This is a genomic window from Microbacterium timonense, assembly GCF_900292075.1.
GTDB lineage: Bacteria > Actinomycetota > Actinomycetes > Actinomycetales > Microbacteriaceae > Microbacterium > Microbacterium timonense.
This window is the reverse complement of the sequence record NZ_OLMV01000004.1, coordinates 256,488-281,026: the sequence shown is the minus strand read 5'-3', so window position 1 is coordinate 281,026 and position 24,539 is coordinate 256,488. Positions and strand designations below refer to the sequence as shown.

20 protein-coding genes are annotated in these 24,539 nt (G+C 70.9%); 13 read left to right on the top strand and 7 right to left on the bottom strand.

The window, feature by feature from the left end:
* Nucleotides 1-66: 66 nt before the first annotated feature.
* Together C9992_RS13575 and C9992_RS13570 are read right to left on the bottom strand one after the other, a co-directional pair.
* A complete protein-coding gene (locus tag C9992_RS13575) occupies nucleotides 67-1,116 on the bottom strand; it encodes an LOG family protein (RefSeq protein WP_106816153.1) in 1,050 nt (349 codons plus the stop codon).
* A 99-nt stretch (nucleotides 1,117-1,215) separates the two neighbouring features.
* Nucleotides 1,216-3,015 (bottom strand): proline--tRNA ligase, encoded by a 1,800-nt coding sequence (locus C9992_RS13570; RefSeq protein WP_106816151.1) that lies wholly within the window; start codon nucleotides 3,013-3,015, stop codon nucleotides 1,216-1,218.
* A 138-nt stretch (nucleotides 3,016-3,153) separates the two neighbouring features.
* Here C9992_RS13570 and C9992_RS13565 point away from each other — a divergent pair, with 138 nt between their 5' ends.
* A complete protein-coding gene (locus C9992_RS13565; protein ID WP_106816150.1) occupies nucleotides 3,154-4,593 on the top strand; it encodes an RNB domain-containing ribonuclease in 1,440 nt (479 codons plus the stop codon).
* Nucleotides 4,594-4,602: 9 nt separating this feature from the next.
* On the top strand, nucleotides 4,603-5,253 hold the full coding sequence (gene pcp / locus C9992_RS13560) for a pyroglutamyl-peptidase I (protein ID WP_106816149.1): 651 nt from the start codon (nucleotides 4,603-4,605) through the stop codon (nucleotides 5,251-5,253).
* Nucleotides 5,254-5,259: 6 nt separating this feature from the next.
* On the opposite strand, the gene C9992_RS13555 is transcribed toward pcp, so the two are convergent.
* A complete protein-coding gene (locus C9992_RS13555; protein ID WP_106816147.1) occupies nucleotides 5,260-6,450 on the bottom strand; it encodes a benzoate/H(+) symporter BenE family transporter in 1,191 nt (396 codons plus the stop codon).
* Nucleotides 6,451-6,518: 68 nt separating this feature from the next.
* On the bottom strand, nucleotides 6,519-6,689 hold the full coding sequence (locus C9992_RS18110; RefSeq protein WP_160150891.1) for a hypothetical protein: 171 nt from the start codon (nucleotides 6,687-6,689) through the stop codon (nucleotides 6,519-6,521).
* Nucleotides 6,690-7,065: 376 nt separating this feature from the next.
* Here C9992_RS18110 and C9992_RS13550 point away from each other — a divergent pair, with 376 nt between their 5' ends.
* The 10 genes from C9992_RS13550 to C9992_RS13505 are packed head-to-tail and all read left to right on the top strand — an operon-like array spanning nucleotide 7,066 to nucleotide 19,063.
* Nucleotides 7,066-7,965, top strand: coding sequence for a glycosyltransferase family 2 protein (locus C9992_RS13550; RefSeq protein WP_235008228.1), 900 nt, complete (start codon nucleotides 7,066-7,068; stop codon nucleotides 7,963-7,965).
* Nucleotides 7,966-7,969: 4 nt separating this feature from the next.
* A complete protein-coding gene (locus C9992_RS13545) occupies nucleotides 7,970-8,914 on the top strand; it encodes a glycosyltransferase family 2 protein (RefSeq protein ID WP_106816145.1) in 945 nt (314 codons plus the stop codon).
* A complete protein-coding gene (locus C9992_RS13540; protein ID WP_106816144.1) occupies nucleotides 8,911-10,242 on the top strand; it encodes a lipopolysaccharide biosynthesis protein in 1,332 nt (443 codons plus the stop codon). Before C9992_RS13545 ends, C9992_RS13540 begins: the two co-directional genes overlap by 4 nt.
* Complete coding sequence (locus C9992_RS13535; RefSeq protein WP_106816143.1) at nucleotides 10,239-11,846, top strand: glycosyltransferase family 2 protein; 1,608 nt, start codon at nucleotides 10,239-10,241, stop codon at nucleotides 11,844-11,846. The genes C9992_RS13540 and C9992_RS13535 overlap by 4 nt, the downstream gene beginning before the upstream one ends.
* Entirely contained in the window at nucleotides 11,843-13,624 is a 1,782-nt protein-coding gene (locus C9992_RS13530) for a hypothetical protein (RefSeq protein ID WP_106816142.1), read from the top strand. The genes C9992_RS13535 and C9992_RS13530 overlap by 4 nt, the downstream gene beginning before the upstream one ends.
* 4 nt (nucleotides 13,625-13,628) lie before the next feature.
* Nucleotides 13,629-15,251, top strand: a complete 1,623-nt coding sequence (locus tag C9992_RS13525; protein ID WP_106816140.1) for an MATE family efflux transporter — start codon at nucleotides 13,629-13,631, stop codon at nucleotides 15,249-15,251.
* A complete protein-coding gene (locus C9992_RS13520; RefSeq protein WP_106816139.1) occupies nucleotides 15,248-16,231 on the top strand; it encodes a polysaccharide pyruvyl transferase family protein in 984 nt (327 codons plus the stop codon). The genes C9992_RS13525 and C9992_RS13520 overlap by 4 nt, the downstream gene beginning before the upstream one ends.
* Nucleotides 16,232-16,233: 2 nt before the next feature.
* Nucleotides 16,234-17,496 (top strand): hypothetical protein, encoded by a 1,263-nt coding sequence (locus C9992_RS18105; RefSeq protein WP_160150890.1) that lies wholly within the window; start codon nucleotides 16,234-16,236, stop codon nucleotides 17,494-17,496.
* The gene (locus tag C9992_RS18100; protein WP_160150889.1) at nucleotides 17,493-18,464 is read left to right on the top strand and encodes a glycoside hydrolase family 16 protein; all 972 of its coding nucleotides are present in this window, start codon (nucleotides 17,493-17,495) and stop codon (nucleotides 18,462-18,464) included. Before C9992_RS18105 ends, C9992_RS18100 begins: the two co-directional genes overlap by 4 nt.
* A 5-nt stretch (nucleotides 18,465-18,469) precedes the next feature.
* A complete protein-coding gene (locus C9992_RS13505) occupies nucleotides 18,470-19,063 on the top strand; it encodes an acyltransferase (protein ID WP_200826342.1) in 594 nt (197 codons plus the stop codon).
* A 134-nt stretch (nucleotides 19,064-19,197) separates the two neighbouring features.
* Here C9992_RS13505 and C9992_RS13500 read toward each other — a convergent pair whose 3' ends face one another.
* Nucleotides 19,198-20,049, bottom strand: a complete 852-nt coding sequence (locus C9992_RS13500) for a phosphotransferase (RefSeq protein WP_106816134.1) — start codon at nucleotides 20,047-20,049, stop codon at nucleotides 19,198-19,200.
* On the bottom strand, nucleotides 20,049-21,179 hold the full coding sequence (gene ispG / locus C9992_RS13495; protein WP_106816241.1) for a flavodoxin-dependent (E)-4-hydroxy-3-methylbut-2-enyl-diphosphate synthase: 1,131 nt from the start codon (nucleotides 21,177-21,179) through the stop codon (nucleotides 20,049-20,051). Before ispG ends, C9992_RS13500 begins: the two co-directional genes overlap by 1 nt.
* A 108-nt stretch (nucleotides 21,180-21,287) precedes the next feature.
* Between ispG and C9992_RS13490 the strand changes: the two genes are divergently transcribed.
* The gene (locus C9992_RS13490; RefSeq protein WP_106816240.1) at nucleotides 21,288-22,529 is read left to right on the top strand and encodes a low temperature requirement protein A; all 1,242 of its coding nucleotides are present in this window, start codon (nucleotides 21,288-21,290) and stop codon (nucleotides 22,527-22,529) included.
* A gap of 21 nt (nucleotides 22,530-22,550) precedes the next feature.
* Here C9992_RS13490 and nhaA read toward each other — a convergent pair whose 3' ends face one another.
* Complete coding sequence (gene nhaA, locus C9992_RS13485; RefSeq protein WP_106816133.1) at nucleotides 22,551-24,479, bottom strand: Na+/H+ antiporter NhaA; 1,929 nt, start codon at nucleotides 24,477-24,479, stop codon at nucleotides 22,551-22,553.
* Nucleotides 24,480-24,539 lie beyond the last annotated feature (60 nt).

Below are 24,539 nucleotides of genomic sequence, written 5' to 3'. Positions count from 1 at the left end.
GCCTTCATGCTGCGCGGAGTCTCGGCGCCGCACCCTCGGCAGCGCCCGTACACGCGGGCGCCGCAATCACGCGGCGGGCGCGGACTCGAGCTGGTTCAGGGCGCGGATCAACCGGTGTAGCTCGCCCACGCGGAACTGGTTCAGCCGCAGCACGAGACGGGGAAGTTCGAGCTGGTCATCGTCCTCGCGCTCGACGCGGAGCGGTTCGCGGCGCTCGATGGCACCCTCGGCGAGGAGGTCGCCGAAGCGGGCGTTCAGCGCCTCGACCTCGGCATCGGTGGGCTCGGCCTTCAATCGCAACACCAGACGCCTGCCGACCCATCGCAGGGAGTCGTAGTTGCGGTAGAAGCCGGTGAGCTCGTCGACGGCCGCGGCGACGGAGTCGGTGATCAGCACCCGGTCGAAGTCGCCTTCCGAGATGACACCGGTCGGCAGCAGCTGCTCGTCGACGAAGCGCTGCAGCCCCGACCAGAACGTCCCGCCTGGGGCGTCCAGCAGCACGATCGGCGTGGGGTCCGCCTTGCCGGTCTGCTGCAGCGTGAGCAGCTCGAACATCTCGTCGAGGGTTCCGAATCCGCCGGGCACGCACACGAACCCGCGCGACTCCTTCACGAGCATCAGCTTGCGGGTGAAGAAGTACTTCATGGCGACGTTGCGGGCTCCCGACCCGACGACGGCGTTGGGTTTCTCTTCGAACGGCAACCGGATCGACACGCCGAGCGAGTTCTGCGGGCCGGCTCCCTCGGCCGCCGCCTGCATGATGCCCGGCCCGGCGCCGGTCACCACCATCCAGCCGCGTCCTGCGAGCGCCGCCGCGACCTCCGCCGCCTGGCGGTACATCGCGTGGTCAGGGAGCGTGCGGGCCGACCCGAAGATGGTGGCCTTCGGCACGTCCTCGTACGGAGCGAACAGCTGGAAGGCCGCGCGCATCTCGGTGAGGGCAGCGCTGGCGATCTTCAGGTCGAGCCGATCCGCCGGATCGATGCCCAGTCCGATGCCGGTGGCCAGGATGCGGGCGACGAGGTCGACGTTCTCGGTGATGCCGGCCGCGTCGATCGTGGCGCGCAGCTGCTCGGTGACGGTGTGCGGAATCGTTGCCGCGTCGCTTGGAGCCATGAAGCCAGCGTGCCACGTGTCCCGGGCGCTGGGGTCGCCGGCGGGCGGGCCCGCGCCGGCGGGCGGGCCCGCGCCGGCGGGCGGAGCCCCCTGGCGTGATCAGCGCGCGGCGAGACGGGCGACCGCTTCGGCCACCGGGACGACCTCGCGATCCCCGGTGCGACGATCCCAGAGCTCGACCTGCCCGTCGGCGGCTCCGCGGCCTACGATGACGATCCGCGGAACGCCGACCAGCTCGGCATCGCCGAACTTCACGCCCGGCGAGACCTTGAGCCGGTCGTCGTACAGCACATCCAGACCGGATGCCTCCAGCTGCGCCGACAGCGATTCCGCGACGCCGAAGGCGACCTGGTCCTTGCCGGTGGCCACGACGTGCACGTCGAACGGCGCCACCGACGTCGGCCAGATCAGGCCCTTGTCGTCGTTGTTGAGCTCGGCGATGATCGCCAGGATGCGGGTGACGCCGATGCCGTACGAGCCCATCGTGACGGTGACCAGCTTGCCGTTCTCGTCGAGGACCTTGAGCCCGAGCGTCTCGGCGAAGAACCGGCCCAGCTGGAACACATGGCCGATCTCCATGCCCCGGGCCAGCTCCACCGGGCCCGAGCCGTCGGGGGCGGGGTCACCGGCGCGGACGTTCGCCACCTCCACGAAGCCGTCGCCGGTGAAGTCGCGACCGGCCACCAGGGTGTGGACGTGCTTCTCGTCGATGTTGGCTCCGGTGATCCACGCCGTGCCGTCGACCACGCGCGGGTCGAGGAGGTAGCGGATGCCGGTGGCGGAGTCCTCCCCGAGCACGGGCCCTGTCTCGGACCACGGTCCGATGTAGCCCTTCACCAGGAGCGGGTTGTTCTCGAAGTCCTGCTCGGTGGCCGGCTCGACCGCCGCGGGCGCGAACGCGACTTCGACGCGCTTGTCGTCGACCTCGCGGTCGCCCGGGATGCCGACGATGACGAGCTCGCGCGTGCCGTCGAGGTGCGTCAGGGCGAGGACCACGTTCTTGAGGGTGTGCGCGGCCGTCCACTCCGACGCGCCGTCGGTCGCCGGCCCCGCGATCCCGGAGACGGGCGGCTCCAGGTGTGCGTTCGCGTGGTCGACGAGCGTCTGGATCGTCGGCGTGTCGGGCGAGTCGAAGATCACCGGGGCGCCGAGCCCGTCGAACGGGACGGGCTCGGGCGCGATCGTCGTGAACGCCTCGACGTTGGCAGCGTAGCCGCCGGCCGAGCGCACGAAGGTGTCTTCGCCGACGGGTGTCGGATGCAGGAACTCCTCGGAGCGCGCGCCGCCCATCAGTCCGTTGTCGGCCGCGACGATGACGTACTCCAGGCCGAGCTTCTGGAAGATCCGCTCGTAGGCGTCGCGCTGCGACTGGTACGAGGCATCCTGTCCCTCGTCGGTGTAGTCGAAGGAGTACGCGTCCTTCATCGTGAACTCGCGCCCCCGCAGCAGCCCCGCGCGCGGCCGGGCCTCGTCGCGGTACTTGTCCTGGATCTGGAAGATCGTCAGCGGCAGGTCCTTGTACGACGAGTACAGGTCCTTCACGAGGAGGGTGAACATCTCCTCGTGCGTCGGTGCGAGCAGGTAGTCGGCACCCTTGCGGTCCTGCAGACGGAAGATGCCGTCCCCATAGGACGTCCATCGTCCCGATGCCTCGTAGGGCTCGCGCGGCAGGAGGGCGGGGAAATGCACCTCGTAGGCCCCGGCGGCCGTCATCTCCTCGCGGATGACCGCTTCGATCCTCGCCTTGACCTTCAGCCCCAGCGGCAGCCACGTGAACACACCGGGCGCCGCACGGCGGATGTAGCCGGCGCGCACGAGCAGCTTGTGGCTCGTGACCTCGGCGTCAGCGGGGTCTTCACGGAGTGTGCGGAGGAAGAAGTGCGACAGACGGGTGACCACGAGGGTCAAGTCTAGGGCGCGGGATGCCGCGGCCCCGCGCGGTGGCAGGAGCTGCGGGCGTTGACGAGAGTCGGCGCCCTCGAACCCCCGGCCCGCGCAGCCGCCGAGACAGGTGACGCCGGTGCCTACACTGGGCGGGTGCCCGCACACCGCCCACGAATCGTCCCCGCGTCGGTCCACGGCGAGCTGGTCGAGGCGCTTGCTCAGCTGCACGTCGAGCTCGAGCTTCCCGGCGCGTTCTCGGCCGACGTGGAAGGTGACGCGCGGCGGGCAGCCGACGGCGTGCCCATCGCACCCGCCGCGGCAGCGGTGGACGACCTGCGCGACGTCGACTTCCTCACGATCGATCCCGAAGGCGCGACGGACCTCGACCAGGCGTTGCACCTGGAACGCACGCCGACCGGAGCAGTGCTGCACTACGCGATCGCCGACGTGCCGGCCTTCGTCGAGCCGGGCGGAGCGGTGGACGCCGAAGCGCGGCTGCGCGGGCAGACGCTGTACGCGGCAGACGGACGCATTCCGCTGCACCCGGTCGTCTTGAGCGAGGACGCGGCATCGCTCCTCCCCGACCGTGACCGGCGCGCGTTCGTGTGGCGATTCGTGCTCGACGAGGGCGCGCGCCCCCTCGAGACGACGCTGCGGCGCGCCACGATCAGATCCCGCGCGCAGTGGACCTACGTCGACGCGCAGGCCGCCGTCGCGGGCGGAACGGCTCCACCGACCTTCCACGCGCTCGAGTGGTTCGGCGGTCAGCGCCTCGCGCGGGAGGCAGAGCGCGGCGGGGCGAGCCTGAACGTCCCCGAGACCCGCATCGTGGCGGACGACGGCGGATACCGGCTGGAACGCGACGCGCCGCTGCCGATCGAGGACTGGAACGCGCAGGTGTCACTGCTGACCGGCATGGCAGCCGCCGACATCATGCTGCGGGGCGGTGTCGGCATCCTGCGCACGATGCCGGCGGCTGACCCGGATGACATCGCCGCGTTCCGCGCACAGACCGCTGCTCTCGGCATCCCCTGGAAAGACGACGTGAGCTACGGCGACTATCTGCGCGGCCTCGACCGCACATCTCCGGCCGCGCTGGCGATCCTCGACGCGGCGGCGGGACTCTTCCGCGGCGCCGGATACGCCGCCTTCGACGGCGCCCCGCCGAGCGACCCGGCGCAGGCTGCGATCGGGGCGCCGTACGCTCACACCACCGCACCGCTGCGACGGCTGGTCGACCGCTGGTCGCTGGTCGTCTGCGAAGCGCTCGCGAACGGCCGCGCGGTTCCCCGATGGGCGCGCGAGAGCCTGCCGACCCTGCCGAAGATCATGGGGCGCAGCGATGGTCTTGCCAGCCGACTCGCCGGCGCCACGCTGGATCGCGTCGAGGCCGCTCTCCTGTCCGGCCGGGAAGGCCGGGAGTTCGAGGCGGTCGTTCTGGGCGCGCGCAACGGCGGTGTGCGCGTGCAACTGACCGATCCGCCCGTCACCGCCAAGGTGGCTGCGGTCGACCTCCCCGCGGGCACCACCGTCCGACTGCGGCTGCGGTCCGTCGACATCGCGACCGGATCCGTGGAACTCGTGCCCCCGTAGCCTGTCACGGTGACGATCGCTCTCCTCACCGGCTTCGAGCCCTTCGGCGGGGATGCCGCCAACCCGTCGGGCGAGGCCGTTCACCTCGTAGCCTCACGCTGGGACGGACCCGACCAGCTGGTCACCGCCGTGCTGCCGGTCACCTTCCACGGCGCCGCTCGAGGACTTCGGCAGCTGATGGCCGAGCATCGACCCGACGTCGTGATCGGCGCGGGCCTGGCGGGAGGCCGCGCCGCCGTGGGAGTGGAGCGCGTTGCGCTGAACCTGAGGGACGCACGGATCCCCGACAACGACGGAGCGCAACCCGTCGACGAGCCGAGTGCGCCGGGCGCCGCGACGGCCCACTTCGCGACCGTTCCGGTGAAGGAGATCGTCAGGCGCATCGCGGCGGCGGGCATCCCCGCCGAGGTGTCGTACTCGGCAGGCACGTTCGTCTGCAATCACGTCTTCTTCACGGCGCTGGATGCGGCACCACCGGCGACGCGCGCCGGCTTCGTGCACGTGCCGTGGTCGACGGAGCACGCGCCCGATGACACGCCGGGCGGCGCCGACCTCCCCACCCTGCCGATCGACGACATCGCGCGCGCCCTGGAGGTCGCGGTGCGCACCAGCCTCGACGTGGTCACGGACTCCACCGAGCCGGGCGGCACGCTGCACTGACCCGCATCAGCCTCGCCGGCGGCCGATGTGAAGCACCTCCCGCACGACGAGTCCCGCCACGAGCGCCCAGAATGCCGCGCTGACGCCCGCGATGGCCACGCCGGACGCGGCGACCAGGAAGGTGATGACCGCGGGGAGCCTCTCTCCGGGGTCGTCGATCGCCTGCTGCACGGCCGAGCCGAATGCGCCGAACAGCGCGATACCCGCGACGGCGGCGATGACGGCATCCGGTGCGATCACCACCAGTGCGACGAGCGCCGCCGACAGCGCCCCGAGCACGATGGCGCTGACGCCCGTCGACACGCCGGCGACCCACCGGCGCTTCGGGTCCGGATCCGCGTCGGGCGCGGCCGCCAGCGCGGCGCTGATCGCCGCGAGGTTGATCGCGTGACCGCCCGCGGGGGCGGCGACAGCCGTGCCGAGGCCCGTCACGAGCATCGCCGGGCGCCAGGGGACCTGGTAGCCGAAGCTGCGCATGATGGCGACGCCGGGCACGTTCTGCGACGCCATCGTCACGAGGAACAGCGGCAGCGCGAGCCCGACGACCGCCTCCGGCGTCAGTGTCGGCATCGTCAACTCGAGCCGCGGCACGAACAGCATCGGGTCGACCGTCGCGCCGGTGACTGCGACATCCACCGCTACGACGACGGATGCCGCGACGAAGGCGAGCGGCACCGCCCACCGCGGCGCCAGCCGTACGAACACCAGCCACGTGAGCACGACCGGTGCGACGCCCCACGGATTGACGACGATGCCCGAGACGGGTGCCAGACACAACGGAAGAAGGACGCCCGCCAGCATCGCCTGGGCGAGGGAGGGCGGGGTGCGGGCGATCAGCCGGCCGAGCTGCGGCCACAGTGCGGTCAGGAGGATGAGTCCAGCGGTCACCAGGAACGCACCGACGGCGGCCGGCCACCCCCCTTCCACTGCTCCCGTGGCTGCGAGCACCGCGGCGCCCGGTGTCGACCAGGCGACGGTGATCGGCATCCGGTATCGCCACGCGAGGAGGATCGATGCCACGCCCATCGTCAGGCACAGCACCAGAAGGCCGCTCGCCGCTTCTCGCGGCGAGGCTCCGACCGCATCCAGCCCGGTCAGCACGACGGCGAACGAGCTGGTCACCCCCACCAGTGCGGTGACGACGCCCGCGATTATCGGGCGCGACAACGGGGCGGGCGGATTCGCGGAGGGGTCCATCGACCCCCGACGCTATCGGATGGTGCGCGGGTCGTCGCGCGTCGCGCTGTCGACAGCCAGCGGCGCGGTCAGGAGGAGCGGGTGTATTCGGCGACGGCGACCGGCGTGAACGCCGAGCAGACGGTCACGTCGCAGATCGCGCACTCCGTCCCCCGGCGGTAGTGCTCGTGCGCCTCGCGGGCGTGCCCGCAGGCGCACATGGCGGACGCCTGCGACGTGTCCTTCTTAGCGCTTCTCATCTGTCGCGCCCCCTTCGGCCGACGTTCGCGCGATGGCATTCCTGCCGCTTCGCGAAGTTCTCCCCTTACCGGTGCCCATTGTGCTCCCTTTTGCTGTGTGTCCACCGAACGGGGGACGAATTCGGCCGCAAATGCCCTGATGTCCTCCGAAAAGGGGACACCCGACACGCGCGCGTTAACGCGAATCTGGTGCGCTGTTCACGCGGAGGAAACACCCGCGCGCGAGGGTCGAATCAACGCCCCATCCGGACGCTCGCCGCCAGGAGGAGAACGAGTGAGGGGGTTCCAGCAGGACCGCAGCGCCGCGTGCAGGCGAGTCCGGGCCTGCACGCATCCCCACAACGACGACGCACTCTCTCCGCGAAAGGCGACTCCCGTGACCCCTCCCCACAAGTCCGATCCGCTCATTTCGATCATCGTCCCCGCGCGCAACGAGGCGAAGAACCTCGAGATCGTCCTCCCCCTCCTCCCCGACGTCCATCAGATCATCGTCGTCGACGGCCACTCCGTCGACGGAACGCCGGAGGTCGCCCGCCGGGTGCGGCCAGAGGTCGAGGTGATCACGCAGACGCGCAAGGGCAAGGGGAACGCCCTGGTGTGCGGCTTCGAGCGCGCCACCGGCGACATCATCGTCATGTTCGACGCCGACGGGTCCGCCGACGCCGACGAGATCCCGCGCTTCGTCGAGGCCCTCGTGAACGGTGCGGATGTCAGCAAGGGAAGCCGCTTCATGCCGGGCGGTTCCAGCGACGACATCACGTTCCACCGTCAGCTGGGCAACAAGGGTCTCAACATCCTGACGAACGTGATGCTCGGCACGAAGTACTCCGACCTCTGCTACGGCTACAACGCCTTCTGGCGCCGCATCCTGCCTGTGCTGGATCTGCCGCCCGCCGACATCTCCGGCTCGGACGGGGAGATGGTGTGGGGCGACGGCTTCGAGATCGAGACGCTCCTGAACTGCCGCTTCGCCGAGAACCGCCTCACCGTCGTCGAGGTGCCGAGCGTCGAGCTGCCGCGGATCCACGGCGAGAGCAACCTCAACGCCATCAGCGACGGTCTCCGCGTGCTGCGCACGGTTCTCGACGAGCGCCGGAAGCGGTGGGGACGCCGGCGCACGGTGCGCACAGAGTTCTCCCCCGCGCTCAGCGCTCCCGCGCATCCGGCCGCTTCGGCGACGCCTGCGCCGGATGCCGCGGGCGTCTCGGCGGTGATCGGCGCGTCGGCGGCGCGGGACGCGTCGCGCTTGGAGGTTCCCGCGAGGTCGGTCGGATAAGCCCATGTCGGTCAGCGTCGTCATCTGCGCCTACACGCTCGACCGCTGGGATCAGCTCGTGCTGGCGATGGAGTCCGTCGCCGCGCAGGAGCCTGAGCACGAGACCATCCTGGTCGTCGATCACAACGACGAGCTCCTGCTGCGGGCTCGCGAGCGGTGGCCGCATGCCACCGTGATGCCGAACGAGGGACCGCGTGGGCTGTCGTCCGGACGCAACACCGCGCTGCGGGTCGCCGCGGGCGACGTCGTCGCGTTCCTCGACGACGACGCGTACGCCGAGGAAGGCTGGCTCGCGACGCTCGTCGCACCCTTCGACGACTCCGCCGTCGTCGCGACGGGAGGAAGCGCGGCTCCGATCTGGCCCGGGACGGCGCCGGCCGTGCTGCCGGACGAGCTGCTGTGGATCGTCGGATGCAGCTACCGCGGGCTGCCGACGCAGGCCGGAGAGGTGCGCAACGTCATGGGATGCTCCATGGCCTTCCGCAAGGACCCGCTCCTGCGGGTCGGGGGATTCAACCCCGACACGGGGCGCGTCGGCAAGCTCCCGATCGGCTGCGAGGAGACGGAGGTGTGCATCAAGCTGCGGCAGGCCGACCCTTCCGCGATCGTGTGGTACGAGCCGACGGCGCGGGTGCGTCACCACGTCAGTGAGGACCGCGTGCGGTTCGCCTATGTGGCCCGGCGCAGCTGGTGCGAGGGGCTGTCCAAGGCGGCGATCGCCCGGACCGTGGGCCGGCAGGACGCGCTCTCGGCGGAATCGGCGTACGCCTCGCGGGTGCTGCCCGCCGCGGTGTGGCGTGAACTGCGTCGCGGGGCGCGCGGTGTCGTTCCCGCGATGGCGGTCGTCACATCTCTGGGTCTGGCAGGTGCCGGATACGTCCGCGGCCGGTTCGCGCGCGTGCGCGCGGGCGCCGTACGTCCGGCACTGACGATCGGAGTCACGACATGACGAGCCCCGCGCCCGACGCGGCGACGATGACGACGGTTGCCGCGGCGGTCCGCCGCCGCGTGACCCGCGACTCGCTGTGGCTGACGTCGGGATACGCCGCGACCTCGCTGTCGGGGTTCGCCTTCTGGATGCTGGCGGCCCTGTGGATCCCCCAGGGCGCCGTCGGAGTGGAGGCATCGCGGCTGGCGATCGTGATGGCGGCGGCGGCGCTCGCGTCGAACGGCCCGGGGAGCGCGCTCGTGGTGATGCTTCCGCTGGGCGGCCGTGCCGCGTGGGCGGCGCTGCGCCGTGCGTGCGTCACCACCGCAGCGCTGGGCGCGCTGTTCGGGGCCGTCGGCGGTGTCGTCGTCGCCACGGCGCTCCCGACCTCCGCTCCACCGGCGGCGACCGTTGCGGGCATCAGCCTGTGCACGGTCGCGTGGGCCCTGTTCAACACCCAGGCGCAGGCGCTCGCCGGCGCGTCGGACGCACGGGGAACGCTCCTGATCAACGGCGCGGCCAACGTCGTCAAGCTCGGGCTTCTCGCCCTGCTCGTGTACGGTGAGCCGCGCATGCCGCAGCCGCTCGTGACGGCCACCATCGTGCCGGCAGCGGCTGCGGCGGCCCTGAGCATCGCGGTCCTCGTCCCCCGCGCCCTGCACCGGCAGGAGTCCGAGCACCCCACCGGCCGGACATGGGACCGCGCCCTGGGCCGCACGTTCCGCGTCTTCGTCGCGCAGAACGCCGCCGCGGTCGGGTTCGTGATGTGCGCCGGCCTGTCGCTGTCGTTCTTCGTGACGACGCTCGCATCCCCGGCCGAAGGTGCCATCTTCGCCATCGCGTACCAGTTCAGCGTTGCCCTGGACCTCGTGGGGGTCGGCGTCGCGACCGCGCTCGCCCGCAGCGCGGCAGCCCACTACGACTCGAGCGCCGGCCTGGCGCGCGGCTACGCCGTCAAGATCGCCTGCGTCGTCGGGCTCCTCGGGGCCGCGGCCACGCTCGCGACCCCCGTCCTCTTCTTCGTCGTGGGACGTGACTACCCGCCCCTTTACGGCATGGCCGTCGTCGGCGTGCTCGCGATCGCCAGCACCATCCGTCCCGGCTACGACATCTGGTCGGCCCTCGTGCGAGCACGCCATCGGGTGCGTCCGGTGCTGTGTGGCAACGCGGTGTACGTCGTGATCCTCCTCGCGCTGGTCTTCGCTCTCGTGCCTACGCTGGGCGCCCTGGGCGCCGCGATCGCCGTCGCCTGCGGCGCCCTCGCTCTCGCCGCCATCGGGAGCGTGGGCCTGCATCACGTGCGCGACACCCGGTCGCGCACCCTGGGTCCGGAAGGGGCACCCGCATGACGACGCTGACCCTCACGCCCGCCATGTCGCTCCACGGCGATGTTGACCGGGCCGCGGCCACGTGGGTCGGTCTCGTCGACGCTCGCGAGGCCGCCGAAGTGCCCGATCGCGTCGAGCTCGAGTCCGGCGAGCTGTTCGACCGCGCTCGCCTCCTGGTGCGCGACCGCGGCTCGGTGCGCGGTTACGTGACCCTCCCCGTCGTCGACGGCGCTGTGGATGCCTCGGCGCTGGCGGACGCCGTCGACGCGCTGCCGGCCGTGCCCGCGGCATCCCGCCCGGCCGCTCGGCCCATCTCGGTGGTCGTGTGCACGCGTGACCGTGCGGCGCTCCTGCGCGAGGCGCTCGATGCCATCGCCGCGGTGGACTACCCGGCCATGGAGGTCGTCGTCGTCGACAACGCCCCCGCCACGGACGAGACCCGCGAACTACTCGCCGAGGAGTACCCCCGATTCCGCTATGTCAGGGAGGACTCCCCCGGCCTGTCGCACGCCCGCAATGCGGGGCTTCGCGCGGCGACGTGCGGCATCGTGGCGTTCACCGACGACGATGTCATCGTCGACCCGCAGTGGCTGTGGGCGATCGCGTCGGGATTCGCCCGCGGTGACGACATCGGATGCGTGAGCGGCGTCGTGCCGAGCGGCGAGCTGCGCAACGACGTGCAGGCGTACTTCGACGCCCGCGTGAGCTGGTCGAAGCTCACCACCGGGCGCGTGTTCCGGCTGAGCGACCCGCCGGAAGATCTGCCGATGTTCCCGTTCTGCGTCGGCGAGTTCGGCACCGGGGCCAACTTCGCCGTCCGCAGGGACCACGTGCTCGGTCTCGGCGGATTCGACACCGCTCTGGGGGCGGGAACCCGCACCAAGGGCGGTGAAGACCTCGACATGTTCGTGCGCGTCCTCTACGACGGGCACGCGATCGTGGTCGAGCCGGCCGCGCTGGTATGGCACCGTCACCGCGACGACCTCGCCGCCTTGAGCGCGCAGGCGATCGGTTACGGCCGGGGATTCGGCGCGTGGGCGGCGACGGTGATGCTGGAGCCGCGAATGGTGGGGGCAGCCCTCGCACGCTCACCTCGAGCCGTCGCGCGACTGGTGAACAAGCCGATGAGCACGGTGGACGACGCGTCCGGCGCGGCGGCGGTCCTCTCCGACGAGGCGAAGGGCGTGGGGCGGCTCGAGCTCGGCAGCATCCTGGGCGGTCCTCGGGCCTATTTCGCCGAGCGGCGCGCGCAGCGCGAGGCCGGCACGCTCGCCGGGCCGCAGACCCGCGGCCGGCAGCTCGAGCGGCGGTGCTGGGCGGCCGTCGCGGCGATCGGCGGCCTTTTCGGGCTGCTCGCGCTGCTTCCCCTTCCACCGGGGGTGTCGTTCGCGTTCCTCGCAATCTTCGTCCTCATCGGTCCGGGGGCGCTGCTGCGCGCGTGGGTCGTGCTGCCGCAGCATTTCGCGCCCCTCGTGATCCCCGCGGTCGGCATCAGTGCGGTCATCCTGCTGACGACGGGCCTCGTGTACGCCCGGTGGTGGGATCCGGGCATCGCGCTGCTCGTGATGGCGGCGCTCACCTGCGTGGCCGCGGCCGTCTCGTTCCAGGCGAGGAGGCCGGCATGACGGCGACAGCGACCCGTCCGCTGGTGCAGCCGCAGACAGGCGGACCGCCCGTCCGCCGCCGTGGATGGGTGCTGCCGGCGACGATCCTCGTCATCGCGATCGCGGCGTGGGCGATCGCCCTGCCGAGTCTGCGCGATGCGCCCTGGAACCTCTTCGGCCTCGTCCCCGCGGCCAGTCCGCTCTTCCCGCTGTCGATCGCTCTGGTGAGCATCGGGTTCTGCGTCGCCATCGCCGTCGGGGCCATGCGCACCGCGGTCGTGTCGCTGGTCGCGACCGTGCTCATGATGCGGCTGCCCACCGCCGTCTCGACGGATGCACCGCTGTACTCGTGGACGTACAAGCACTTCGGACCGATCGACTACATCCAGCGGTTCGGCGCGGTCGACGTGACCGCCGACATCTATCACAACTGGCCGGGAGCGTTCTCGTTCATCGCATGGGTGAACACGATCACCGGCTCCGAGACGATCGTGATCGCTCAGTGGTTCACCGTGGGCTCGCAGCTCGCATTCACCGCGGCGGTGTTCTTCCTGGCCCGCACGTACGGGCTGACGAACCCGACCGCCCTCGTGGCGGCCTTCGGAGCGCACGTCGCGAACTGGGTCGGGCAGGACTACCTCTCGCCGCAGGCGATCGCGTTCGCGCTGGGGATCGTCGTGGTCGCGCTGGTGCTCGCGTCGCCGCGGAGCAGGGCGGCGGCATGGGTGGCGGTGCCGATCTTCGCGGCGATCGTGGTGACCCACCAGCTGACCCCGTACTGGCTGCTCGCCGCGGTCTTCGTGCTCACGCTCCTCGGGCGGGTGCGTCCGCGCTATCTCATCGTGATCTTCGCGGCGATCGCGCTCGGATACCTGCTGATGCACCTGAATGTGGTGAGCCAGTTCGGGCGGCTGCTCAACTTCGACCTGCTGAACAACGTGCTCACGCCGTCCGCGCGTAACGAGGTCCTCGGCCATCCGAGCATCGCTCAGGTCGCGAATTCGTGGGCTGCGCGGTCGATCACCGCGGTCGTCTGGATCTCCACGGCGGTGATCGTGGTGGGACAGCTCATCCGTCGCCGCAGCGAATGGCGGACCGTCGTGGTGCCCGCCGTGGTCGCCTTCTCCCCCGCGCTCATCCTGCTCGCGCAAGGTTACGGCGGTGAGGCGCTGTTCCGCGTCTTCCTCTACTCCATCCCGGGCTGCATGCTCATGATCGCCCCGGCGCTCACCAGGGTGCTCCGCGGGGCGATCCCCCGCGCCCGTCGGACGGCCCAGGTCGCCGCGACGGCTCTCGTCGCACTGGTGGCGCTGGCGTCGATCCAGACGTCCTACGGCGGCTGGTTCGCGAACCTGGTGACGCCGGAGTCGGTGCGCCTGACCACCGAGGTTCTGAAGGAGGAGGATCCCTCGACCCTCACCATCGGCGTCGCCCCGGGCGCGCCGGGCCGGCTCGTCGCCGAGTACGTCGACTTCGTCCGGGCGAACGAGCAGTTCGACAGCGGCATCGACATGTGGCTGACGTCGTGGCCGGGGTGGGAGAACGAGGAGTTCGCCGACCCACGGCGCGTGACGCGACTCACGGACAGTCTCGTGTGGGAGCAGCGCCCCGCCCTGATCGTCATCACCGAGCAGATGCGCGCCTACAGCGCGTACTACGGCACCCTCCCCGAGGGTGCGCTCGACCGATTCGAGAGCATCCTGGAGGACGACCCGCGGTGGGTGCTGTCGTACGCGTCGGACGAGACGCTCGTCTATCGGCTCGATCTGACGTCGGCCCGCATGTCGGGAGGGGACTGACGCCATGACTCCGCCCTCCGCCCTCGCGTCGCGCACCGCGCGTGGCCGCCGCGACGCGACCGCCACACCGGCCGCCGGCGGCATGGCCGGCGCCGTCGTCACGACGTACGTGGCGCGATTCGCGTCGCTGATCGCGTATGTCGCGCTGCTTCCGGTCGTGCTCACCGCCTTCGGGGCCGAGGCCTATGGCCTGTACGTGCTGACGGTGGCCCTCGGTTCGCTCTTCCAGCAGGACCTCGGCATCGGCGGTGCGACGACCCGCTTCATCGGCGTCGCCGCGCCCTCTCGCGACATCCCGCGGATGCGTGCCGTCGCCTCTGCGAGCACGGTGTTCTTCCTCGTGGCCGCAGCGGTCCTGGCGTCGGGGACGGCAGCGGCGTTCGCCGTCACACTGCCGAACGTCGCGCTCGGCGACCAGGCGCCGGGCACAGCCTGGGCGCTGGCGATCCTCGGCGTCGCGAACGTCTTCGTGCTGCTGGTGTTCTCCTCGAACCGGCAGATCCTCGCGGGCGTGGGCCGCCTGCACGAGGTCAACTACCTCCTCATCGGCCTCGCCCTGTTCCGCGTCGCCTTCACCCTGCTCGTCTGCGCGCTCGGTGTGGGGATCGTCGCGGTCGCCGTCGTGGACGTGACCGGCATCCTGCTGTTCGGCGTCGCGACGTATGTGCTCCGCCGCCGCCGTGCGCCCGAGATCACGGCACGCTTCCGCGACTTCCGGTGGTCGGTGTTCCGCGAGCTCTTCCGCGTGAGCGCGCAGCTGATGGTGATCGGGATCGCCGGTGTCGTCATCATGCAGGTGGGCGGCATCCTGACCGCGCTCCTGCTTCCCCTCCCGTTCACGGCGGTCTACGCCGCCGGGCAGCGCATCTACCTTCTCGTCAAGGAGGTCACCGGCTCGCTCGCCACCGCGATCCTTCCCACCGCGTCCATGCGGGAGGGCGGCGAGGCGGGCGAGTCGCTGGGCGAGCTGTACCTGCGCGGCACGAGTCTGGCGAACATGCTCATGACGGTCGTGCTCGTGCCGGTGCTGGTGTTCATGCCCGAGGTGATGGACCTCTGGCTGGGCGCGGCAGGAGCCGACGCCGCGGTGGTCGCTCAGATCCTGGTGCTCTCGATGTTCGCCAACAACAACCACCTGCTCGCGATCCCCATCCTGACGGCGCAGGGATCGGTGCGAGGCTATGCCGTGCTGCACGCGATCTGGGCCGTCTCCGGGACCGCCCTGGCGGTGGTGCTCGGCAGCGCGCTCGGGGTCGGCGGCATCGCCCTCGGGCTGGCGGCGCCCATCGTGGTCCTCGAGCCGATCTACATCGTCATCGCGCTGCGGCGGCTGAGCCTGACCGCGGGGACGTTCGCCGTGCGCTGCCTGCTGATCCCGTTCGGCACCGTCGCACCCCTCGCGGCGCTGCTGTACGCCGCGAGCATGCTCGAGCCGCCGCTGCCGCTGGTCGTCGTGTTCTCCAGCGTCTGGATCGTCGCCGCGGTGCTCGTGTACCTGTTTCTCGGGCTCGACGCGACCTCGCGCGGGCAACTGGCGCGTGTGTGGGCGGCGCTGCCCGGCCCTTCCCGTGCCGGGCGGACCCGCGTACGGACGACGCAGACCACCCAGGGGGAGGATGCCTCATGACGCTGCCCGTCGAGAACACGAGCGGAGCTGCGCGAAACGCCGCGGCCGATCCGATCGAGGAGCTGCGGCGGCGGTCCTCCGACGCGCTGACCAGGCTGCACCATGGCATCGACACGCTCGTGCTCACGGACTTCCCCGACTACGAGAACATCGGCGACTCCGTCATCGCACTCGGGCAGGCGGAGTTCTGGCGGCGGGCCGGCATCGAGGTCGAAGCGACGTACTCGTGGCGGACGATCGCTCCGCGCGTCTACCGATCGCGCACACCCGTCGCGATCCAGGGCGGCGGCAACTTCGGCGGGCTGTACCCGCAGCACAGCGAGCACCGCTATCGCCTGGCGGAGCGACTGCGGCCTGAGACGGTGCTCATCCAGGAGCCGCAGTCCGTGCACTTCGCGACCGACGCGGATCGGGATGAGTTCGCGCGCCGCATGGCGCCGCGGCCGGGACTTCGCCTCGCCGTCCGCGACACCGCTTCGCTCGCGGCGGTCGAGGATGTGGTCGACGACGTGCACCTCGCCCCGGACAGCGTGCACATGCTCGGCCGGCTGGACGCCGCCCCGCCGACACGGGACGTGGTGCGACTGCTGCGCCGCGACGATGAGAGCGCGCTCGCCCCCGGCACAAGCCGCACCGCCGTGGACTGGCCCGCGATGACGTTCGCCGACCGGCTTGCGCAGCGCCTGCGGCGCACCCTGGTCGAGGGCGCGGTGACGCGGACGATGAACCGCTCGACGCACCGCTGGTTCGCGGATGCCGCCACGCGTCTGGCGACGGGCATCGCGCTGCTCGCACCCGGCGAGACGGTGATCACGGATCGACTGCACGCCATGCTGGTCGCCCTTCAGATCGGACGCCGCGTCATCGCGATCGACAATGCCAACGGCAAGCTCACGAGCTACGCCCGGACGTGGCTCGACGACCTTGCGCTCCCGCTCGAGTTCGCACCCGACCTGCCGGCCGCCGAGGCGAAGGTCTAGTCATGGTCCTCGCGCGTCACGAGCATCCCGCGGCAGGTCCGCCCGGGGAGCGCTCCGGCGCCCGACCGCGGGACTCTGCATCCGTCGCTGCGTCGTCCGGTCGCATCCGCAGCCGCGATCTGCTCTCCGCCGGCGTGCGCATCAGCGTGGAGCTGGCGCCGCTGCGCGTGCCCGACCGCACGTCGGTCGTGGAGGCCGTGCGCGCCCTCATCGGCTTCGGCGCGGATGCACGGGCCGGCCGCACGTTCGGCGGGGGCCGATGGACGTACGACCCCGCCACGCTCGACGCGCAGGCCGAACGCATGGTGCGGTCGCTGCCCCCGGAGCTCAGCGGCGATGAGGGTCTCCCCCGGCTCCGCGAGGCCGTGGATCCCGATCTGCCGGTCACGGTCTTCCTCGGTGAGGACCGCGCGTCCCTGTGCATCGACCATCGCCTGGGCGACGGGTTCCTCGGAGTCATGCTGACCGCCGGCGCGCTCTCGGGCGGAAAGCCCCCGGTCGTCTTCGCCCACGCCGACGACGACGATCCGCTGCCCGCAGCCGCCGCCGCGACGTTCCTGCGTCACCCTCGGCGCGTGGCCGACGTCGTGCACGACCGCCTCACCGACCGCCGCACGCCTCACGCCGGCCCCACGGTGCCGGCCCCCCGCGGGTCCCTCGAGCTCATCTCGCGCCGGATGGACCACGACACGTACCGCGCACTGGCCGCCTGGAGCCGGGGCAGGGTGCCCCTGTCGGTGGCGACCATGTTCGCCCTGCACATCGCGCTGCGCCGAGTGGGCCTGCCCGTCATGAACGAGGGCGCCGTTCTCGTCGATCTGCGCCGCTACCTGCCGTCCGGGCGTTCGACGCTCGGGAACTTCGTCGTGGGGCATCCCGTCTCGGTATCGGCCGGCATCGACGCGGCCGGCGCCCGCTTCCACCGGGACCTGCACGTCGGCCGCCCGCTGGCCGCCCTCGCGGCCGGGATCCTGACCAGCCGCTGGCGGCGCGAGGCCCCGACGACGATACCTGCCGCGGTGAGGCCCACGGTCAGCGACATGGGATTCCTCCGCGCCCTCGAGCCGCTCCCGTGGGCGTCGGAGGGCGGCGTCGTGCGGGTGTCTGTGGACCCCTCTTCACCCAACGGGATCACCGCTCTCACCGCGGTGCTCCGCCGGCGCCTCAACGTGTCGATGAGCTTCGACGGCTCCATGTACGACCGCGACACGATCGCCGCCGCGACCGAGCTCCTCTGCCGCGACCCGGAAGGACTGCTGCCGTGACTGTGACTTCGACCCCGCGTGACGAGAGCACCGTGGAGGACCCGCCCGAGGCGGGCGGCGTCGCGGCCACGCAGGCCGCGGCGCGCGCTCGGCGCCGCCGCGCGGTGTTCGTGATCCCCGCGGTCCTCCTCGTCGGGCTCCTGGTGCTCGCAGGCCTGTGGTGGTTCACCGGGTTCTCGTTCCTGTCGTTCCTCGGCCCGCGCTACAGCGACAGCGCACCGCTCTACGACGATTTCGACGGTCCGGCGGGCGCCAAGCCCGACCCGAACGTGTGGACGATCCAGACGGGCGGCGGGGGCTGGGGCAACAACGAGCTGCAGGAGTACACCGAGGACGCAGTCGCCCTGGACGGCGACGGGCATCTCGCCATCACCGCCCATGTGCCCGCCGAAGGCACGCCGACCTCGGGCCGCATCACCAGCCAGGGCAAGTGGTCGTTCACCTTCGGGCGGCTCTCGGCCCGGATCAAGCTCCCGGAGGGACAGGGGCTGCTGCCGGCCTTCTGGCTGCTGGGCGATTCGATCGATCGCGTGGGCTGGCCCGCCGCCGGCGAGATCGACGTCATCGAGACGCCGAACGACACCAGCCGGAGCATCCACCACCTGCACGGCCCCACCGGCCTGACGAACAAGTGGGCGCTCAATGAGGGCGTGGACATGCCGGTGCGCCTCGCCGACGACTTCCACGTCTACACCGTCGAGAAGCAGCCGGGGCGGGTGATCCTCGCGATCGACGGTCAGGTCGTGATGGACGTCGAGGAGTGGGATGTGCCGATCCCCGGCCGCTGGGTGTTCGACGACCCGACGCATGCGCTGTTCAGCCTCGCGGTGGGCGGGAACTGGCCCGGGGACCCCGATGCGACGACGCCGGAGACCAACCGGATGCTCATCGACTGGATCTCGTACACCCCCGCGGATCAGCTCGACGACACCGGCGCGACGATCGACCCGACAGGAGGCGACCGGTGAACAGCATGGCCGAGGCCGTCGGCATCCGTCCGCTGGTGCGCAGCATCGTGCAGGACCTGTCGTGGGGATTCCGGTCGTTCATCACGAACAGCATCGCGGGATCGCCGCTGTGCCCGCGAGCGGTGCGCTACGCCATCCTGCGTCTGCGCGGTTTCGATGTCCGCACTCCGAAGGTGCAGTCGCGATGCACCTTCACGGGGAGCCGCGACATCCACATCGGCGCACGTACGTCGGTGAACGTGTGGTGCTACTTCGAGGCGGTGGCGCCCATCCGGATCGGCGAGGACAGCCACATCGCGATGTTCACGACGATCATCACGAGCTCGCACGGTGTCGGCCCGGCGGGAATCGATCACACTCGCGTGAGCGCACCCGTCACGATCGGCGACCGGTGCTGGCTCGGGGCGCATGTCACGGTGCTGCCCGGCGTCACGATCGGCGACGACGTCATCGTCGCCGCAGGCGCGGTGGTCACCCGCGATCTCGCCGGCGGGGCGGTGTACGGCGGTGTGCCGGCGCGGCTGATCCGGACCCTGGACGAGTCGCCTGCGGCGCGGTCGCGCGCGGGAGCGGAAGGGCAGCTGACCGCGCCGTCGTGACCCGACGTCTCGAGACGCCTCGCACGATCATCACGGGCGCGATCGCCCGCTGCCCGGCTGGGGAGTGACGAGCTGCGCCATACCGAGAGTCGAGTTCGTGATGCCATGCCGACGGACTCCGCGCCCTCTCCGGGTCAGCCCTCGAACTCGGCGAGCGCGTCAGTGATCATCCGATGCCCTTGCGCCTCGAACGCCGCGTCCCCCACCTCGCGAGCCCAGCACGCGGTGCCGATCGCCTCGCGCAGGCGCATGAGCAGCCAGTGCTCCCCCTCGCGCGGGTCGGATCCGTACCCCTCGAAGAAGGCGGCCTCGCACGCGGGGTTCTCACGCCACTCCTGGACCGCCAGGCGCGCGAAGTCGGTCGCCGCGGGCCGGAAGGCGAATCGCCCGAAGTCGATCACACGCACCAGGCCGCCTGCCACCAGCCAGTTCCGGGGCTGCCAGTCGCCGTGGGTCGGAACGAGGTCCGCCTCGACGGGCGGCAGTGCGGCCAGTGCTGCCCGCAGACGTTCCGCGACCGGGGGCGCGATCGCGTCGGAGGTGTCGAGCTGATGCAGCGCGCGACGAGTGGCCGCGGCATCCGTCCCCTCGGACGGGCGGCTCGCTTGCGCGTGGAACTCTCGCAGCAGCGCGCCGGCCTGGCGGTGGACCGCCGGGTCGGTGGCCGCCGCGGTCCGGTACGCGAGCCCGCCGGTGAGGAAGTCGGCGACGAGAATGCGCGCGGACCGATCGAACCAGCGAAGCCTCGCTGCGCGTCCGGTGCGAACCCATACGTCCGTCCACCCGCCGGCGTGCGCGTCGATCTCGCGGCGCAGGTGATGGTTGCGCTCGCCGCCGGCCTTGACGACGAGCTGCTGGTCACCGGCGGACACCCGGAGCACCACGGTGTCAGCCTGATCCCAGCTCAGGTCCTCGACGGCGCGGAAACCCGGCAGCCAAGCGTCCAGAAGCGCACGCTGAGCGGCCGACAGCCGCCCGAGTCCCATCAGGAGGTGACGACCTGGGCCGTGCCGACCGGAGCGTTCGGACCCATCTCATCGGCGATGCGGTTCGCCTCCTCGATGAGCGTGTCGACGATCTCGGCCTCGGGCACGGTCTTGATGACCTGCCCCTTCACGAAGATCTGCCCCTTGCCGTTGCCGGACGCCACACCGAGGTCGGCCTCGCGAGCCTCACCGGGGCCGTTGACGACGCAGCCCATGACCGCGACGCGCAGCGGCACGGTCATGTCCTTCAGCCCCTCGGTCACCGAGTCGGCCAGCGAGTACACGTCCACCTGGGCGCGCCCGCACGAGGGGCACGAGACGATCTCGAGCTTGCGCTCCCGCAGATTCAGCGACTGCAGGATCTGGTGGCCCACCTTGACCTCTTCAGCCGGCGGCGCCGACAGCGAGACGCGGATGGTGTCGCCGATGCCCTCGGCCAGCAGGATGCCGAATGCCGTCGCCGACTTGATGGTGCCCTGGAATGCCGGCCCGGCCTCGGTCACTCCCAGGTGCAACGGCCAGTCCCCCCGCTCGGCGAGCAGGCGATAGGCCTTGACCATCACGATCGGGTCGTTGTGCTTGACCGAGATCTTGAAGTCGTGGAAGTCGTGCTCCTCGAAGAGGGAGGCCTCCCACACGGCGCTCTCGACGAGCGCCTCCGGCGTGGCCTTGCCGTACTTCTCGAGCAGTCGCTTGTCGAGCGACCCCGCGTTCACGCCGATGCGCAGCGACACCCCCGCCGCTTTGGCGGCACGGGCGATCTCACCGACCTTGTCGTCGAACTGACGGATGTTGCCCGGGTTCACCCGCACGCCCGCGCAACCGGCGTCGATCGCCTGGAAGACGTACTTCGGCTGGAAGTGGATGTCGGCGATCACCGGGATCTGGCTCTTCGCGGCGATGATGTGCAGCACATCGGCGTCGTCCTGAGACGGGACGGCGACGCGCACGATCTCACAGCCCGAGGCGGTGAGCTCGGCGATCTGCTGCAGCGTGGCGTTGATGTTGGTGGTGGGCGTCGTCGTCATCGACTGCACGCTGACGGGGGCGTCACCACCGACCAGCACCTTGCCCACCCTGATCTGGCGGCTCTTGCGGCGGGGGGCGAGCGTTTCGGGGACCTTGGGCATCCCGATGTTCACGGCTGGCACGGCTCCAGCCTACGCGCGCGGGCTGATCGTCGGCTCGGAGGCGGCGGGCTCGCGGGGCACGCCGCGCGCACGGTGTATCTTCCCGCCATGAGCCTGAGCCATCACCTCGGACGCATGACCGGCAGAGACCCCCACGAGGCGCACCGGACGGCGACCCCGCTGGAGCTGCTGTTCGACCTCACCTTCGTCGTCGCGTTCAGCCAGATCTCCAGCCAGATGGCGCACTACCTCGAGCTGGGCAACGTCTCGACGGCGCTCATCGGCTTCGCGTTCTCGACCTTCGCGGTCACCTGGGCGTGGATCAATTACTCCTGGCTCGCCTCCGCCTACGACACCGACGACATCTACTTCCGCGTCTCGACGCTGGTCGTGATGGTGGGCGTGCTCATCGTGGCCCTCGGTGTGCCCGACGTCTTCCACTCCATGGAGGATGGCGCGTATCTGGACAACACCGTGATGGTCGCCGGGTACGTCGTCATGCGCGTCGCGACGATCGCGCTGTGGATCCGCGCCGCGGTGCACGACCAGGCCCGGCGCAAGACGTGCATCGCGTACATCGTCAACGTGTCGATCGCGCAGCTCGGCTGGATCGCCCTCATCTTCCTCAACATGCCGGTCGGCATCACGCTGGTCTTCACGACGCTGCTCATGCTGTTCGAGCTCGCCGGCCCGCTCTTCGCCGAGACCCGGTTCGGCCCGACTCCGTGGCATGCGCACCACATCGCGGAGCGCTACGGGCTGCTGGTCATCATCACGCTGGGCGAGGTGATCCTCGGGACGATCCTCGCGATCTCGGCGGTCGTGCAGGATGAGACGCTGGGGTGGTCGCTCGAGGCGGGTCTCATCGCCTTCAGTGGGACGGCGCTCGCCTTCGGCATGTGGTGGAACTACTTCGTGATCCCCTTCGGCGACGTGCTGGAGCGGCACCGGCTGCGCGGCTTCCCGTGGGGATATCTGCACCTGTTCGTGTTCGGCTCGCTGATCGCGGTGGGGGCCGGCCTTCACGTCGCCGCGAACGTGATCGCGCATGAGGCTCACGTCGACACGACCTTCGCGGTGCTGAGCATCGCGATCCCCGTCCTGGTCTACGAGACGTTCCTCTTCGGCATCTACGCGCTGACCGTCATGCAGTTCGACCCGTTCCACGTCTGGCTCTACCTCGGCTCGGTGCTCGCTCTCGCTGCCAGCGTCGTTGCGGTCACGCTGGGGGCGACCCTGGGCGTCGCGCTGTTGTTCATCGCGTGCGCCCCGGCCGTCGTGGTCGTCGGATACGAGACCGTCGGGTGGCGCCACGGCGCGCAGATGCTGGAGCGCGCCCGGCAGAGCTGAGGCCGGGTTCGCCGGCGCCGATCACTTCTCGGCGCCGCCTCCCGCCGACCCCTCCGTCGAGGCGGCGGACGCCCCGTCGGCCGCCCTGTCCGGCGCCGACGCGGTGAGGGCGCGGATCAGGGTCTGCGCGTCGTACGGGCCGACGTGACGGATGCCGTTGACGAAGAAGGTCGGCACCGAGCTGATGTCCATCGCCTCGGCATCCAACATGTCGTCGCTCACGCGCCCCGTGACCTTCGGCGAGCTGAGGTCCTCCTCGAAGCGATCGACGTCCAGGCCGAGCTCGCGGGCGCGCCGGATCATGTCCGACGGAAGCTGGTGCTCCTGGTCCGCGAACAGACTGCGGGAGAACTCGGGCAGCTTGCCTTGCAGCGCGGCCGCTTCAGCCGCCTCGGCCGCGGCGAGCGCGTTCGGATGCTGCCGCTCGAGCGGCGCGTGACGCCACACGTACCGCAGCCGGTCGCCGAGCTCGCGGCGCACCTCCTCGATGGAGCCGGACGCCTTCGAGCAGAACGGGCACTGGAAGTCGCCGTACTCGACGATGGTCAGCGGCGCGTTCACGTCGCCGTAGATGTGGTCGCGCTTCGGGTCGACCGGGCGCACCAGCGTGCGACCGCCGTCGTCGTCGGGCCGTCGGGCGTCGGAGATCCGGAAGACCACCGCTGCGAAGGCGAACGCCAGCAGGGACGCAGCCAGCACACCGACACGTGCCTCGTTCTGCACGCCCGGATCGTCGATCGCGAGGTCGATGATGAACAGCGAGATCGTGAACCCGATGCCGCACAGCATCGCGCCGCCGGCGACACGGTCCAGCGTCAGCCCGAGCCCGAACTCCCCGAGCCGGAAGACCTTCATGACGACAGCGGCACCGAACACACCGACGAACTTGCCCACGACCAGGCCCACGATGATCGCCCACGTGACGGGCGACCGCACAGCCGCCGCCAGGATCGGACCCGAGATCTCGACGCCCGCGTTGGCGAGGGCGAAGAGCGGGAGGATCACATACGCGACGTACGGGGCGTACGCCGACTGCAGGCGCTCGTTGATCGAGATCGATTCCCGCAGGCTGTTGGCGGCCTGCCGGGCATACTCGGTGTTGGGCGACTGGCGGAACACCCGCGCCAGCTCGAGCGCCTGCTCCACGTCGCGGCGATTGGGCCGGTAGACCGGGATGAGGAGGGCGATCGCGACGCCCGCGAGCGTCGGGTGCACGCCTGATGCGAGGAAGGCGAGCCACACGATGATCGACAGGGTGGCGTAGATCGGGCCCCGTCCGCGCCGGATGTACCGGGTGAAGAAGATGCCGGCGAGTCCCGCTGCCGCGATGAGCAGCGGCAGCGGCGTGAAGTTCTCGGTGTAGAACAGCGCGATGATGCTGAGCGCACCGATGTCGTCGACGACGGCGAGGGCCAGGAGGAAGACCCGCAGACGTCCCGACGCGCGCGGCCCGATCAGGGCCAGCGCCCCTACCAGGAATGCGGTGTCGGTCGAGATGACCACGCCCCACGCATGCTCGAAGCCGGATCCCGCCGCGACGGCGAGGTACAGCGCCGCGGGCACCAGCAGGCCGGCGACGGCCGCCACCACCGGGATCATGGCGCGCGACCAACTGGTCAGCTCACCGATCGCGAACTCGCGGCGCACCTCGAGTCCCACGGTGAAGAAGAAGATCGCCATCAGCGCGTCGTTCACGAGCGCGTGCAGCGTGAACTGCAGCTCGATGTCGCCGAACCCGATCGTGAGGTCGGTCTCCCAGAAGTCGTGATAGGACGCCGCGGACAGGTTCGCCCAGATGATGGCGACGAGCGTGGCCAGGACCAGCAGCAGAGCGCCGGTGCGCTGCTCCCCCAGGTCGCGGATCCGGTCGGCGATCGAGGGCCCTCGGCTGCGCCGGCGCGCGGGCGGCGTGGAGCGGGACGGGCGCTCGACGATCGTGACGTCGCTCATGGTGCCTCCGGGGCGAGAGTGGAAAGAAGCGGTCGGCCTCAGTATCCAGCCAAACGCCGC